This is a genomic window from Ensifer sp. NM-2, assembly GCF_003024455.1.
Classification (GTDB): domain Bacteria; phylum Pseudomonadota; class Alphaproteobacteria; order Rhizobiales; family Rhizobiaceae; genus Ensifer; species Ensifer canadensis.
Genome location: NZ_PVZR01000006.1, coordinates 239623 through 253068 on the forward strand (window position 1 = coordinate 239623; position 13446 = coordinate 253068).

Annotated in this window: 12 protein-coding genes; 8 read left to right on the forward strand and 4 right to left on the reverse strand. The window is 61.8% G+C overall.

The window, feature by feature from the left end; genetic code table 11:
- Positions 1–19: 19 nt before the first annotated feature.
- Positions 20–1042 carry an ABC transporter permease gene (locus C6558_RS14830; protein WP_107027471.1) on the reverse strand — a complete coding sequence of 341 codons (1023 nt, stop codon included), beginning with the start codon at positions 1040–1042 and terminating at the stop codon, positions 20–22.
- 4 nt (positions 1043–1046) lie between these two features.
- Positions 1047–2522: a sugar ABC transporter ATP-binding protein gene (locus tag C6558_RS14835; protein WP_107027472.1), complete on the reverse strand. Its 1476-nt coding sequence runs from the start codon at positions 2520–2522 to the stop codon at positions 1047–1049.
- A 351-nt stretch (positions 2523–2873) separates the two neighbouring features.
- Here C6558_RS14835 and C6558_RS14840 point away from each other — a divergent pair, with 351 nt between their 5' ends.
- From C6558_RS14840 to C6558_RS14850, 3 genes are all read left to right on the forward strand, one after another.
- On the forward strand, positions 2874–3917 hold the full coding sequence (locus C6558_RS14840) for a substrate-binding domain-containing protein (RefSeq protein WP_107027473.1): 1044 nt from the start codon (positions 2874–2876) through the stop codon (positions 3915–3917).
- A gap of 252 nt (positions 3918–4169) precedes the next feature.
- Positions 4170–4628, forward strand: coding sequence for an Rrf2 family transcriptional regulator (locus C6558_RS14845; protein ID WP_077505311.1), 459 nt, complete (start codon positions 4170–4172; stop codon positions 4626–4628).
- Between the two features lie 139 nt (positions 4629–4767).
- Positions 4768–5994: an acyl-CoA dehydrogenase family protein gene (locus C6558_RS14850; protein ID WP_057222856.1), complete on the forward strand. Its 1227-nt coding sequence runs from the start codon at positions 4768–4770 to the stop codon at positions 5992–5994.
- 337 nt (positions 5995–6331) lie between these two features.
- Here the strand turns inward: C6558_RS14850 and C6558_RS14855 are convergent, their stop codons facing one another.
- Together C6558_RS14855 and C6558_RS14860 are read right to left on the reverse strand one after the other, a co-directional pair.
- Complete coding sequence (locus C6558_RS14855; RefSeq protein ID WP_107027474.1) at positions 6332–7729, reverse strand: LLM class flavin-dependent oxidoreductase; 1398 nt, start codon at positions 7727–7729, stop codon at positions 6332–6334.
- 81 nt (positions 7730–7810) lie between these two features.
- Positions 7811–9028, reverse strand: a complete 1218-nt coding sequence (locus C6558_RS14860) for an SfnB family sulfur acquisition oxidoreductase (protein WP_057222858.1) — start codon at positions 9026–9028, stop codon at positions 7811–7813.
- A gap of 392 nt (positions 9029–9420) precedes the next feature.
- On the opposite strand from C6558_RS14860, the gene C6558_RS14865 reads away from it, so the two are divergent.
- The 5 genes from C6558_RS14865 to C6558_RS39930 all read left to right on the forward strand — a co-directional run bounded on the left by C6558_RS14865 (position 9421) and on the right by C6558_RS39930 (position 13283).
- Positions 9421–9807: a hypothetical protein gene (locus C6558_RS14865; protein WP_025429219.1), complete on the forward strand. Its 387-nt coding sequence runs from the start codon at positions 9421–9423 to the stop codon at positions 9805–9807.
- A 218-nt stretch (positions 9808–10025) separates the two neighbouring features.
- Entirely contained in the window at positions 10026–10928 is a 903-nt protein-coding gene (locus tag C6558_RS14870; RefSeq protein WP_025429218.1) for a LysR family transcriptional regulator, read from the forward strand.
- A gap of 153 nt (positions 10929–11081) precedes the next feature.
- Positions 11082–11570, forward strand: coding sequence for a GAF domain-containing protein (locus C6558_RS14875; protein WP_107027475.1), 489 nt, complete (start codon positions 11082–11084; stop codon positions 11568–11570).
- A 58-nt stretch (positions 11571–11628) separates the two neighbouring features.
- Positions 11629–12759, forward strand: a complete 1131-nt coding sequence (locus C6558_RS14880) for an NAD(P)-binding domain-containing protein (protein ID WP_082523722.1) — start codon at positions 11629–11631, stop codon at positions 12757–12759.
- A 386-nt stretch (positions 12760–13145) separates the two neighbouring features.
- A complete protein-coding gene (locus C6558_RS39930) occupies positions 13146–13283 on the forward strand; it encodes a hypothetical protein (RefSeq protein ID WP_156585776.1) in 138 nt (45 codons plus the stop codon).
- The last annotated feature ends 163 nt before the right edge of the window (positions 13284–13446 follow it).

Here is a 13446-nt window from a genome sequence, read left to right on the forward strand (position 1 = left end):
ACTGTGTTTGAAGGGTTGGCTAGCGCGTCTGGCTGCGGCCAAGGCCGTAGGTGAGCGCAAGCGCGCCGACGAGCACGGCGCCCTTGACGAAGTCCTGGGTGTAATAGGGGGCGTTCAGCATCGTCAGGCCGTTGAGAAGCAGGCCGACGAAGACTGCGCCGACGATAGTGCCGAAGACGTTGGGACGGCGCAGGCCGAGAACGGCAAAGCCGATGAGCGCGGCGGCGACGGAATCCATCAGCAGCGAGGCGCCGGACGAGACGTCACCGCGACCGACGCGGGCAGCGACGATGATGCCGCCGAGCGAGGCGAGCGTGCCGGAAAGCACATAGGCCAGCGTCTTCAGGCGGGGAACCGAAGCGCCGGCAAGCCGGGTTGCCAGTTCGTTGCCGCCGGTGGCAAACAGCAGGCGTCCCAGCCGGGTACGCTCCGTCAGTACGAACAGGACGATGGCGACAAGCACCATGATGACGACAGGCGCGGGGACGATGCCGAAGAAGCTCGACCGCCCGATCAGGAGGAACGACGGATCGTAAGCGCCCTTCGCCGTCGAGCCGTCGGGCAGGATCAGGCCGGCCGAGATCGAGCGCCCGGCCGTCGGAATCAGTTGCAGGCCAGTCAGAAGAAACATCATCGCCAGTGTGGCGAGGAGATCGGGCACGCGCAGGCGCACGATCAGAAAGGCGTTGACGAGGCCGACGAGTGCACCGAACAGGAGGACGAGCGGCACGGTCTCGTAGACGCCGAGGCCCCAGACGATCATCGAATAGCTCGCCGCCATGACGCTCGAGGCGGCGACCGCCCCGATCGACAGATCGAAGCCGCCGACGGCGAGCGTGATCGTGACGCCGGCGCCCAGGATGGCGACGACGGAAACGGCCTGCAGAATGCTCATCAGGTTGCTGACGTTGATATAGGCGGGCTGGGCGATCGCAAAGCCTGCGACCATGACGATGAGCAGGATGAAGACGGCGCTGGCGCGGATGGCGGCGCTGACGCGTTCGCTGACCGGGCTTTGGTTCTCGCTGTTGGTAGTCGTCATCCGGTCAAGCCTCGATTGCTTCCGCCGTTTGCAACGCGTGCGGGGCCGGCGTCAATGTGTGGTGGTCGATGATCAGAATCCGGTCGGCGACTTCTAGCGCCTCTTCCGGGTCCGACGTGGCGATCAGGGTGGCGCGCTCGGTGTTGGCGCGGATCGCGGTGATGATGTCGTGCCGGGCGCCGACATCGACACCCTGGAACGGTTCGTCGAGCAAAAGCACGCGGCTCGGCTCGGCATTCCATCGACCGAGGATCACCTTTTGCTGGTTGCCGCCGGAAAGCGAGTTCATCGGCGCATCTGGCCCGCTTGCCTTGATGCCAAGCGTAACGATGGCGCGCTGCGCCTCCTGCTTCTCGCGGGTGCCGAGGAGGAAACCGAGCGGATACCACTTTGCCAGATGTGGCAGGCTGATCGTTGCCGCAAGATTGCTGCCCGGCCAATCGGATGGCATCAGCGAAGAGCGGTGGCGGTCTTCGCCGGCCATGAAGATACCGGCGTTGATCGCATCGGCGGGTGTTGCCGGTCGGTAGGCCTCACCGTCGAGCCGCATCGTGCCAGCGGCAAGTGTTCGCGTACCGAAGATCGCCTGAAGCAAGCGGCTCTTGCCCGCACCCAGCACGCCTGTGACCGCCACAACCTCGCCCGGATGAAGATTGAGGTCGAACGGGGTACCGCCGGAAACGAGCTGGATACCGGCCATCTCCAGCACCGGTGCGCCGCGCACGGCGCGGGCGTCCGGTCGGGCGGCGCGCAAGGGGCGGCCGATCATCGTTTCGACAGCACGATCGAAGTCGATCGGTCGTGCGAATTCTCCCACGACAGCGCCGCCGCGCATGACGACAGCGCGGTCAGCAAGCGCATTGAGGTCGGCGATCCGGTGGGAAATGAACAGGATCGCCAGGCCCTCATCACGAAGGCGGCGCAGGATTGCATAGAGCCGCTCGGATTCCCGTCCGGAAATGCTCGCGGTCGGCTCGTCGAGGATCAGCAGAGACGCCTGGCGCGACAGGGCGCGGGCAATGGCGACGAGCTGACGATCGGCGGCCGTCAGTTCTGCAAAATCCCGGTCGAGCGGCAGCGCGAACCCGGCGTTCTCAAGCATGGCCGCCGCCTTGCGACGAACAGCGGAGCGGCTGAGGAAGAAGGGGGCCGAGCCATCGGCATAGGCATGCAGCAGCAGCGCGTCGGCGACGGATAGCCCCGGCGCGCCGACGCGCTCTGTCGACTGATGGACGGTGACCACGCCGGCATCCGTTGCCTCGGCCGGTGAACGGGGGGCGTAGGCGCGACCCGCGAGCGTCATCGTTCCGTGGTCGGGTGCCAGCGTTCCCGCAAGCGCATTGACGAGGGTTGATTTTCCGGCGCCGTTTGCGCCCATGAGAGCGACGATTTCGCCGGAGCTAATCTCAAGGGAGGCTCCGGCAAGCGCCTTCGTTGGCCCGAAAGCATGGGCAAGTCCGTCGATGCGGAGGAGGGGCATTGCTAAACCAATTTGTCACTGCGCGGCAATCAAGGTCGAAAAATATGCATTTTCGGTAGAGAAAGACAGCGCAACAAACGAAAGCCGGTGCCAAACATCCGCTAATATGTCGCAAAAGTATCCCTAGATTTCCCAATAATCGGAATATTCATCCGAGGGCGTTCCTCAGCCATTTCGTCTTCGGTGGCCCGCCGCGCAACTTCTGCCGCCAGACCGGCCGTTGTGAGCAAGGCGTTCCTCTGGCGGCTTAGGGATTGGAATGTCTTTATTGTACATAGAAATTGTAGATTATACCATGACGTCGACGGCTGATGGTCAGCTGCAAGGGTTGAGATCAACAGGAGATCGACAATGCGGTACGGTTTGAAACGCGCGACGACCGCGCTCGTGGCTTTTGGGTTTGCAGGTGGTGCTTCGGCCGCAGGGCTGGAGGGCGCGCCGGCGCCGTTCGACAAGGGCGGGGTGAAAGTGGCGCTCATTTCCTATATTTCATCAGGTGATTTCTTCCAGGCCTATCAGGCCGGAGCAGAGGCGCAGGCCAAGGCGCTCGGCATCGATCTGCGCGTCTTTCCCGGTAAGCAAAATGCTGCGGAACAGCGCGAGCAGGTCCAGCAGGCGATCAATCTCGGCGTCCAAGGCATCGTCGTCGACCACGGCCTGCCGGAATCGCTCGGCGATGTCGTGCAGCAGGCGGTCGATGCGGGTGTGAAGGTAGTGGCCTTCGACGTCAATCTGAACAATCCTGCCGTGCCGCAGGTGGAGCAGAGCGACCATGAACTGGCGCGGCTGGCGCTGGAGCAGGCCGTCAAGGATAACGGCACGAGCTTCAAGGCCGGTTACGTCTATGTCGCCGGCTTCGCGCCGCTCGACCGCCGCAACGAAGTCTGGGACAAGTTCAAGACGGACAATCCTTATGTGGTCGAGAAAGCCCGCTTCGGCAATGTCAGCGACACCACGGCAACCAGTACGGCCGACCAGGCGAAGGCCGCCTTTGCCGCCAACCCGGACATATCGGTCGTCTTCGCGCCCTATGACGAGTTCGCCCGCGGTGTGAAGCTCGCAGCCGCGGATCTCGGCATCGCCGAAAAGTTGAAGATCTACTCCGCCGATGTTTCGACCGCCGATATCCAGGAGATCGTCGAGGAGGGTAGTCCCTGGGTGGCGACCGTTGCCACCAACCCGGCGGTTGTCGGCGCGGTCTCTGTCCGTGCCGTCGCGCTCAAGATCGCGGGTCAGGATGTGCCGAAACAGATCCTGGTCAAGCCGGCCTTGCTAACCCAGGAGGCGTTGCGTCAGGCCGGCGTGAAGACGATCGAGGAGCTGGCGGTGAAAGTCCCGGCTTTCAGCGCCAGTGACGCCGTCACCGCCGATTGGATCCCTGCGAAGCTTTTTTGACGGCTTTGCATCTGCGGGTTTTGAAGAAGCAGCTGGCCTTGGAGCAAATCTTTGCTGCGTTGCCTTGAATTCGACAATAAAATTCACAAAATCTATGCAGAAACTTACGTAATTTCTTGAGAGTGACCCGGTTTGGGTGTATGGCATCTTAAGTGAAACAGTGCGGCCGTCACAACCTGTTGGCTCCGGTGATACCAACGTCGGTGCGGAACGGACTCGTGGCGGCCTTTGTGTTCAGGAAAGCGAAGTGCAATGTTGACCAAGAAGGGTAAATACGGGCTGAAGGCTCTTGTCGACCTGGCTCAACTGGAGCCCGGCGAGACCGCCTTCATCACCGAAATCGCCACCCGCAACAATATTCCGAAGAAGTTCCTCGACGCGATCCTGCTTGAGCTTCGCAACGCCGGAATCCTGCGCTCGAAAAAGGGCCCTGGCGGCGGCTATTCGCTTTCGAGGCCAGCATCCGATATCCGCATCGGCCAGGTCATCCGCACGCTGGACGGGCCGCTGGCCCCGATCCGCTGCGCCAGCCGCACCGCGTTCGAAGCCTGCGATGACTGTTCCGATCCGGTCAACTGTCACGTGCGCAAATCGATGAGTGACGTCCGCGATGCGGTGGCGTCTATCCTCGACAACATGACACTCGAACAGTTTGCCGCCAACGACAACGGCACCGAGATCGTCGCGCTCAGAGACGCCGAAGTCGGCTGATCCTTGCCGAGGTCAGCTGCCGTCGTAAAGGTTTTCAGGGGTAGGACTTTCCCGTTCGCCGGCCTGAGTTGAAAATCATTTGCTGTTATTGTCTATAGAATGAATGCACTATTCCGCCTTAATCAATGGAGTGAGGCGAATGAGCAACGTGCATTTCCTCCGGGAACCCGAACCGGCCAATACCGAACAGGAAGAAAAGCGCCAGCATCTGTTTGCGCAGGCGACCGAGCTTTCGAGCCAGTTTGCGCAACGCGGCGCCGAGCTTGATCGCTTGGGCTTGCCGCCACGCGACGAAATCGAAGCGCTGCGCCAGGCGGGTCTGCTGACGGCGCTGCACGCCCAGGAAATCGGCGGAGCGGGCTTGAGCTGGCTTGATGGGTTGCGTCTCGTCCGGATCATCTCGCGTGGCGAAAGCTCTATCGGCCAGCTGCTCGGCTATCACTATGTCAACAGCCAGTATGTCTACTGGGCGACTGCCGATGGGAGGCAGGCCTGGGTGCTCGGTGCCGAGACCGTCGAACGCCAGCTCTACTGGGGTGCTGCCGTCAACCCGCGGGATCCGGGGCTCGTGCTCGAACGGCGCGGCGGCCACTATGTGCTCAACGGCCGCAAGACGTTCTCGACCGGCGCGCATGTTTCCGATCGCATCAACGTCAACGCGACGCTTGAGGGCAAGATCGCCAATTTCGTCGTTCCGACGGATCGTCCGGGTTATGTCGCCCATGACGATTGGGACAATATCGGCCAGCGCCTGTCCGATAGCGGCAGCGTCGAGTTTCGCGATTTTCCTGTCTACGAGCGCGATTTCATTCTGCCGCTTGCCGAACCGTTCGATCCGCCTCAGGTGCAGGCGACGTTCAACACGCCGCTGATCCAGCTGGTGTTTGTCAATTTCTATCTCGGAACGGCGGAAGGCGCACTCGCCGCCGCAATCGACTATGTCAGAACCACCACGCGACCCTGGATCACATCAGGCGTGGCTCGTGCCAGCGACGACCCCTACATTCTCGAACGCGTCGGCGAGTTGCAGGCTGCCTTGAAAGCATCCGTCGCTTTGGCCGACGTTGCGGCGGGCGTTGTCGAGGCCGCGTTGTCGAAAGGGCGGTCGGTGACGGAGCGCGAGCGCGGGGAAGCAGCACTTGAAGCCTATGCTGCCAAGATCAACGCCACCCACGTGGCGCTCGATGTGACGACGAAGGTGTTTGAACTGATGGGAGCGCGTGCCACGGCAGCGCATCATGGCTTCGATCGCTACTGGCGCAACGTCCGGACCCACACGCTGCACGACCCGGTCTTCTACAAGGCCCGCGAGGTCGGCGACTTTGCTTTGAATGGCCGAATCCCGCCTGTGAGCCTATACAGCTGACCTCGAGAGGTCAGGGCCCGGTGGACGAACCATCGGGCACTGGCACCGATGGAACGCGCTCGGATCCTTCCGGGCGCTTGGGCTGCTGACAGGGGCCGGCCGGCTGACGAGCGAGGCGCTGGCTTTGATCGGCGTCTGTTCTGTTCTTTCCGCCATGCTCGGGCTTGACCCGAGCATCCCCGCGTTTCTCGCGATGGACGCATCGCGCCTGGATTCTCGGGTGAAGCCCGTGGATCGCGACGCGGCATACGACTGCCACGTATGCATAGTCATACTCTTGCGCGGCCCGAGGATCCGAGCGCCCCCAGCCATCGAGCAATTAATGCCGAGTGTGCTCCTATGCGGAAGCCGCGATCGCCTGCGCGTTTCCGGCGAGTTCCCGATAGCCTGCGCCGGGATGGGGTGCTGCGAGCCGTGGGCCGGCGCCGAACAGCTTTTCGCGGAGCGTGCCTTCGCGATAGCTGGTCTTGTAGACGCCGCGCTTCTGCAACTCCGGGACCAGCAGATCGACCGCATCCTCGAAGGTTTCGGGCGTGACGGCATAGGCAAGGTTGAAGCCATCGACATCCGTGTCTTCGACCCACTCCTGCAGCAGATCTGCGACCGTTTGCGGTGAGCCGACGAAGACGGGGCCGAAGCCGCCGATACCGACCCAGTCGGCCATTTCGCGTACGGTCCAGACCTTATCGGGATCGATCGTCGTAAAGGTCTCGACCGCAGATTGGACCGCATTGGTATAGCGGTGGCGCAGCGGTTCGTCCGGCGCGAACTGGCCGAAATCGATGCCGGTCCAACCGGAGATCAGCGCCAGCGCGCCTTCATAGGAAACATGGCTGCGATACTCATCGAACTTCCTCTTCGCGTCCGCATCGGTTTCGCCGAGGATCACGGTTTGGAGATTGAATGTGAGGAGGTCGCGCGGATTGCGCCCCGCACGCTCGGCCGCCTCGCGCACATTCGCGACGTATCGCTTCAGAACGGTTTTCGAGGGGGCTGCGACGAAGACGCACTCGGCATGGGTGCCGGCAAAATCCTTGCCGCGGCTGGAGGCGCCTGCCTGGTAGAGGACAGGTGTGCGTTGCGGCGACGGTTCGCTGAGATGGATGCCCGGCACGGTGAAATGCCGCCCTTGGTGGTTGATCGCATGCACCTTGTCCGGATCGGTGAAGATGCCCCCTATCCGGTCGCGCACGACCGCGTCGTCTTCCCAACTGCCTTCCCAGAGCTTGTAGCAGACCTCGAGATATTCTTCCGCGATGTCGTAGCGATCATCGTGCCGTGTCTGCTGCGCCTGGCCGATATTGAGCGCACCGCTGTTAAGATAGGAGGTGACGATGTTCCAGCCGACGCGGCCCATCGTCAGATGGTCGAGCGTCGAGATTCGCCGCGCGAAAGTGTAGGGGTGCTCGAACGAAAGCGAGGCCGTCAGCCCGAAACCCAGATGTTGCGTCGCGTGCGCCATGGTCGGCACCAGCTGCAGCGGGTCGTTGACGGGAACCTGGGCGGAATGCCGGAGCGCCGCCTCTACATTGCCGTTCAGCACGTCATAGACGCCGAGCACATCGGCAATGAACAACCCGTCGAACTTGCCGCGTTCAAGCGTCGTTGCCAGATGCACCCAGTAGTCGAGATCCTTGTAACGCGACGACTGGTCGCGCGGATGCGTCCAAAGCCCTGGCGATTGATGGCCGACACAGTTCATGTCGAAGGCATTCAGCCGGATTTCGCGGCTCATATCCGTCTCCTCGTAGAAAGCTGCATACGTCCCCGGCAGATCGGTGCCGATTTTCCAGGGTAAGGCGGCGTCAGGGCAGGGTCAGAGCGCGCCGTTCTTCGGTGGCGCGACGCCGTTCAGGTGGTAGTTGCCGACGACGTGATACTTCCAGCGCACCGGATCATGCAGCGTGTGGGTGCGGGCGTTGCGCCAGTGGCGGTCGAGGTTGAGGCCGATGCGGGTGGACGACGTGCCGGCGAGTTCGAAGAGCGTGTTGGTGGCTTCGAGCGCGATTTCTGTTGTCAGTACCTTGGCGGCGGCGACCGCCAGCGTCGCCTCGATGACGCTTTCCTCGGTGCCGTTGATCTGGGCGATGTCGACCTTCTTGCCGGCACGCTCGACGATGGCGGTCGCCGCCTCAAGGCGGATCGCGAGTTGTCCGATGCGGGCGATTGTCAGTGGATCGTCCGCTGCCCGTTCGACGCCGCTATCCATCCAGGGCCGTGCCCGGTTGCGCACGAAGTCGAGCGTCTCGGCGAAGGCGGCGCGCGCGATGCCGAGATCGATGCCGGCGTGGATGATCTGGCCGACCGAGCCGATCGTCGTCGGACGTTCGAAGCCGCGATGATGGCGCACCACCGCGTCGGCCGTGACGTATACATTCTGCAGCACCGTCGTGCCGCTGCCGGTGGTGCGCTGCCCGAAGCCGTCCCAGTCGTCGATGACCTGCAGGCCATCGGCACCGCGCGGCAAGAAAGACATGGTGAGTTTTTCGTCCGGATCGAGCGCGAACACGACAATCCATTCGGCAAAGAGCACGCCGGTCGAATAAAACTTGCGGCCGTTGAGGCGGTAGCCAAGACCATCAGGCGTCAGGCGCGTTGCGTAGTCGCCGACGGTTTTTGTGTCCTTTTCGGAAAGCGCATTGCCGAAGCGGTCGCCAGCGAGCGCGCGTGCGAAGAAGAATTTCTTCTGTTCCTCCGTGCCGTCGGTGCGCAGCGCTTCGAGAATATAGAAATGGTTCTGGGGGATCTGGCCGATCGAACTGTCGGCTTCGGACAGGATGGCGGTGATTTCCGCCAGCACCGCGTTGGAAACGTCGATGCCGTCATAGTCGGAGGGCACGGTGATTGCGAGGAGACCGGATTGGGCAAGGGTGTCGAGCTCATCGAATGGCAGGATCCGGTCGGTATCCCGCTCGTTTGATCGATTGGCAAAATCGCCCGCGAGTTCGCGCGCAATTTCCAGCGCCTCCTCCTCGCTTCCGATCCGGTGTGCCGGGAGCTTCGTCTTCTCGGAAAGCTGCGAGATCGTTCCCATATGATCGCTCCATTTCGATAGTGGCGCATATCTGTGAATTATCTGGCGTCTTCAGGTAAGATCGTATATTCTATGGAATATATGGATATTAGTTTTTCGTTCCTGATGTTCTGACGAATGGTCGGCCCTTTCAAGCCGATACAGCGATATGGAGCACGAATTGGCTGTCGACCGGGCGTGGCGGGTGCAGTTCCAAAACCGCCGTCCTCAAAAAATTTCAAAAAAAGTTGCCGGTCGCTTGGAACCATTGTCGCGCTTCTGCATTTCGCCATGGCCTGCAGTCTACCGATTGTGTGGTCGTCAAAGTACCGGCCACACGGCACGATGACAAATACATGCTGACAGTATTGGCCATTCGCGTTTCCCGGCCTTAACCACTGAAGGAGACACAAATGACGAATTTGCTGCCCGCTCTTCATGAAGGGCATGCCTCCATCATCCTGCAAAATCTCTTTCGAGATGCCCTTGAGGCCTATGATGATTGGGGCGAGGGGATGCCTGAACCCGTGGTTTCGTTTGAAGGCAAATTGCTGCCGATCAGGGTTGTCTTCGACTGGATGAAACCTTGCACGGATATCATGCCTGCAAACATGATCGGCATCGTCACCGATCGATTAAGCAAACCCTGGATTGGCGACGGTCCGCTCGATAAAATGACGTTTTCGACGGCGGCGCGCGTCATGTCCGTTCTGACCAAACGTCAGTTGCGTCGTTATGGCAGCGGCTCGATCGAGGTCTTTGCCGAGCGCTTCAAACCATCGCTACGCGTCGACGTCTGATCGACGACGAGACAGCCTGAACAAGCCGGAGAGCGCACGCGTGCTCTTCGGCACCCACCATCTCCATATCCTAACGGTCCATCCTGGCCTTGCGCATCAGTTGTTCTGCCCACGCGGAGTAATCGCACGCCTGACGCTGCCGTCGAATACGGCTTCCTAGATTGTCCGCCTTTTCGTAAACACGGAGAAGATGGCAATGGGATGGATGCGGAGCCGGCATGAATTTTCGACAATTGGAAGTGCTGCGCACCCTGCTTGCCACCGGCTCGACGATCGCGGCGGCGAAAACCATGGGGCTCAGCCAGTCCGGTGTCAGCCGTCTGCTGCAGCAACTGGAAGAGGACCTGTCGCTGACGCTGTTTGCGCGCGACAAGGGCCGGCTGATCCCGACGCCCGAGGCGCTGAAGCTGTCCGAGGATGCCGAGCATATTCTGCTCGGGATCGATCGCTTCACCAATCTCGCCCAGGATCTTCGCAGCGGCGCCGTCGGCCCGGAAGTCGTGCGCATCGGCCTGCCGAACAGCATGTCCGAAAGCTTCGCCCCGGCGATGCTGGCGGATTATGCCAAGGATTTCCCCGGTGTGCGGGTCGAAACCTTCTTCGATACGACCGTGGCGATTGCCCGCCTTGTCGAACAGCGCATCATCGATTTCGGCTTCCTGCGCTACGAGGGGCAACTGAGCGCCAGCCTCGAAATGCAGCCGGTGGCGGGCGGCGTCAGCGTCTGCGTCATGGCGAAGAGCCATCCGCTGACGGCGCTCGACCACGTCACCCCGAAGGAACTCAGGGGCATACCGCTGATCCTGATCGGTCGCCGGCGCCCGACCCGGGTCATGCTGGACGAGATCTTTCGAAAGGCGGGCGTGCCGCAAAAGGTCAAGATCGAGACGCACAGCAACAGCTCGGCCTGCGCCTATGCCGCCCATGATCTTGGCGTTGCAATCATCAGCAGTTTTTTCGCCAACCTGCATCGGCATCTCCCGATTGAAATCAGGAGCTTTACGCCGCACCTGACGCAGGATTTCGGCGTCGCAACCGCCGCCGGCGTGCCGCTGTCGATTGCGGCTCAGGCGATGATCGATTGCCTGAAGCGACAGGTCGCCACTTCACAAGAGCCGTGAGGGTCTGAATCCGGACATCGGCGTCGGGTCGCGTTTGTCGAACCGTTTTCCGCCAGCGCTCCGTTTCGCTGCCGGCGCGGACGCGCTGCAATTGGCAAATGTCGGGCGCGGCACTACATTGCCAGTCCGTATGATGAGAGAGTGAAAGAGATCATGTTCCAGGCGGCGGTAATCGACACAGGCGACAAGACCGAATTCTATCGGGAGTTGGCGCAGCAACTCGAAGCGCTGCTGCATGGCGAGCCCAATATGATCGCGAACGCCGCAAACACCTCGGCGCTGATGTACCAGACGATGCCCGACCTGAATTGGGCCGGCTTCTACTTTCTCGATTCTGATGACGAAATGGTGCTCGGGCCATTTCAGGGCAAGCCCGCCTGCGTGCGCATTCCTGTCGGCCGTGGCGTCTGCGGCACGGCCGTAAAGGAAGGGCAGTCGATCCTGGTCGAAGACGTGCACGCCTTTCCCGGTCATATCGCCTGCGATGCGGCGTCCCGCTCCGAACTCGTGGTTCCCGTCCGACGCCAAGGCCGGGTGATCGGTGTCATCGACCTCGATAGTCCTAAACCGGCACGTTTCGACCGGGACGATCAGGCCGGCATCGAAAAACTGGCCGCGATCTTTGCCGCGGCGATTGGCTGAAAGTCGCCGCCGTGGATGATCTGATGAGCAGTGATCAGCCTTCGGTCTTGGCTGCGTGATGATGGACATCCAGAACGCCTTTGCCCCCGCCAGCGAGGCCGAGACGCATGCGCGCGTCGCCCGCAAGATCGACATCGTCGTCATCGGTGCCGGACAGGCGGGTCTGTCTTCGGCTTATCATCTAAGCCGGTTCGGGCTATCGCCTCAGATGCAATATGTCGTTGTCGACCGATCGCCACAGCCGGGCGGCGCCTGGCAGTTTCGCTGGCCGTCGCTGACGCTGAGCACCGTCAATGGCATTCACGATCTTCCCGGCATGAAATTCGCCGACGCCGTCGATACCAGCATGGGCGAAGTCCACGCTTCCGTCGCCGTCCCGCAGTATTACGGCGCCTATGAGAAGGCATTCGACCTTCCCGTGCACCGACCGGTTGCCGTCAAGGTCGTTTGCGAGCGGGGCGAGCGTTTCAGGGTCGAGACCGACGCCGGCGTCTATGCCGCCCGCGGCATCATCAACGCCACCGGCACCTGGGAGTCTCCCTACATTCCACCCTATCCGGGATCGGATCTCTTCAGGGGGCGTCAGCTGCACACCAAGGACTACCAGACCGCCGGGCAGTTTGCCGGGCAGCACGTGCTGGTCGTCGGCGGCGGCATCTCCGCGATCCAGCTGCTCGATGAAATATCCAAGGTGACATCGACCACATGGGTCACGCGCGAGGAGCCGGCCTTCCGTGAAGAGCCGTTTACCCCCGAGGTCGGACGCGCTGCCGTTGCCATGGTCGAGGAACGCGTACGCCGCGGTCTGCCGCCGGGCTCGGTCGTCTCCGTGACCGGTATTCCGGTGACGCCGGCGATCCTTGCCGCACGCGCACGCGGCGCACTCGAGCGCCAGCCAATGTTTGCCGAAATCACCGAGCATGGCGTGCGCTGGCCGGATGGTCGCGAGCAGCAAGTCGACGTCATTCTCTGGAGTACCGGCTTTCGAAGCGCGCTCGATCACCTGGCGCCGCTGCAACTGCGCAATGCCGATGGCGGCATCCTGATGACCGGCCGGCTTGCGACACAGGTGGCAAAAGACCCGAGGATCCATCTCGTCGGTTACGGCCCGTCGGCTTCCACCATCGGTGCGAACCGGGCAGGCGGTGCCGCGGCCCGCGAGCTCGCCGATCACCTTCAGCTGCTCTAATCGCCGGCCGACGCGATCTCTTCGGCGTTGACGTCGGTGTCCCGCAGAGATTGTGCCCGGCACATCCATCGGCCCGTCACGGCACCGACCCTCGGGCAATGCGTCCAAAGGATGCGACCCTCGATATCAGCCCAAAACTCCGCTTGAGCCGGACGTTGCGTCATACCTTAAACGTGATTCCCGAAGGCGCTTTGAAGAGCCAAGCGTCGAGCCAAAGCGACCCCAGCTTGCGGGAATTACTCCCGTAAATGCCGGCCGATGCGCGTGGCGTTTCACGTCATCGGGCAATGACACCAGTGATTTCGTCTGGTCGTGCTCGAAAGTGATGCAAGGATACGGTCGCGGATGATGTTGCAGGCAACGCAGAAGAACGCCAACCGGCCGCCATGACAGTTCGGTTTGTGTTTGCCGGCATCGTCTTCGGCGTGCTCATGGTCGGCATCGCCTCAGCCATCAGCGCCACGGGCAAGCGCGGCGGCCACCTGTTTCCCGATCTCAAGATCGGTTTCAACATCCGTTGGTGATTTAAAGTCCATCGCTGACTGTCTTTTTGCGTCGGCATCGCAGGGCAATGCTCCCCGACTGCAAGCGCGACTTCCGCCCAGCGCATGATGCCGCACGTTATCGGCCCCTTTGGCAGCTCCCATGTCATCCCTTCGTCATAGAGCTATGACGATTCCTCATAAT

Coding starts and splice junctions, on each gene's coding strand:
- C6558_RS39930 (WP_156585776.1), top strand. CDS start 13,146: ATGACAGTTCGGTTTGTGTTTGCCGGCATCGTCTTCGGCGTGCTCATG.
- C6558_RS14860 (WP_057222858.1), bottom strand. CDS start 9,028: ATGGGAACGATCTCGCAGCTTTCCGAGAAGACGAAGCTCCCGGCACAC.
- C6558_RS14835 (WP_107027472.1), bottom strand. CDS start 2,522: ATGCCCCTCCTCCGCATCGACGGACTTGCCCATGCTTTCGGGCCAACG.
- C6558_RS14840 (WP_107027473.1), top strand. CDS start 2,874: ATGCGGTACGGTTTGAAACGCGCGACGACCGCGCTCGTGGCTTTTGGG.
- C6558_RS14880 (WP_082523722.1), top strand. CDS start 11,629: ATGATGGACATCCAGAACGCCTTTGCCCCCGCCAGCGAGGCCGAGACG.
- C6558_RS14855 (WP_107027474.1), bottom strand. CDS start 7,729: ATGAGCCGCGAAATCCGGCTGAATGCCTTCGACATGAACTGTGTCGGC.
- C6558_RS14830 (WP_107027471.1), bottom strand. CDS start 1,042: ATGACGACTACCAACAGCGAGAACCAAAGCCCGGTCAGCGAACGCGTC.
- C6558_RS14870 (WP_025429218.1), top strand. CDS start 10,026: ATGAATTTTCGACAATTGGAAGTGCTGCGCACCCTGCTTGCCACCGGC.
- C6558_RS14845 (WP_077505311.1), top strand. CDS start 4,170: ATGTTGACCAAGAAGGGTAAATACGGGCTGAAGGCTCTTGTCGACCTG.
- C6558_RS14875 (WP_107027475.1), top strand. CDS start 11,082: ATGTTCCAGGCGGCGGTAATCGACACAGGCGACAAGACCGAATTCTAT.
- C6558_RS14850 (WP_057222856.1), top strand. CDS start 4,768: ATGAGCAACGTGCATTTCCTCCGGGAACCCGAACCGGCCAATACCGAA.
- C6558_RS14865 (WP_025429219.1), top strand. CDS start 9,421: ATGACGAATTTGCTGCCCGCTCTTCATGAAGGGCATGCCTCCATCATC.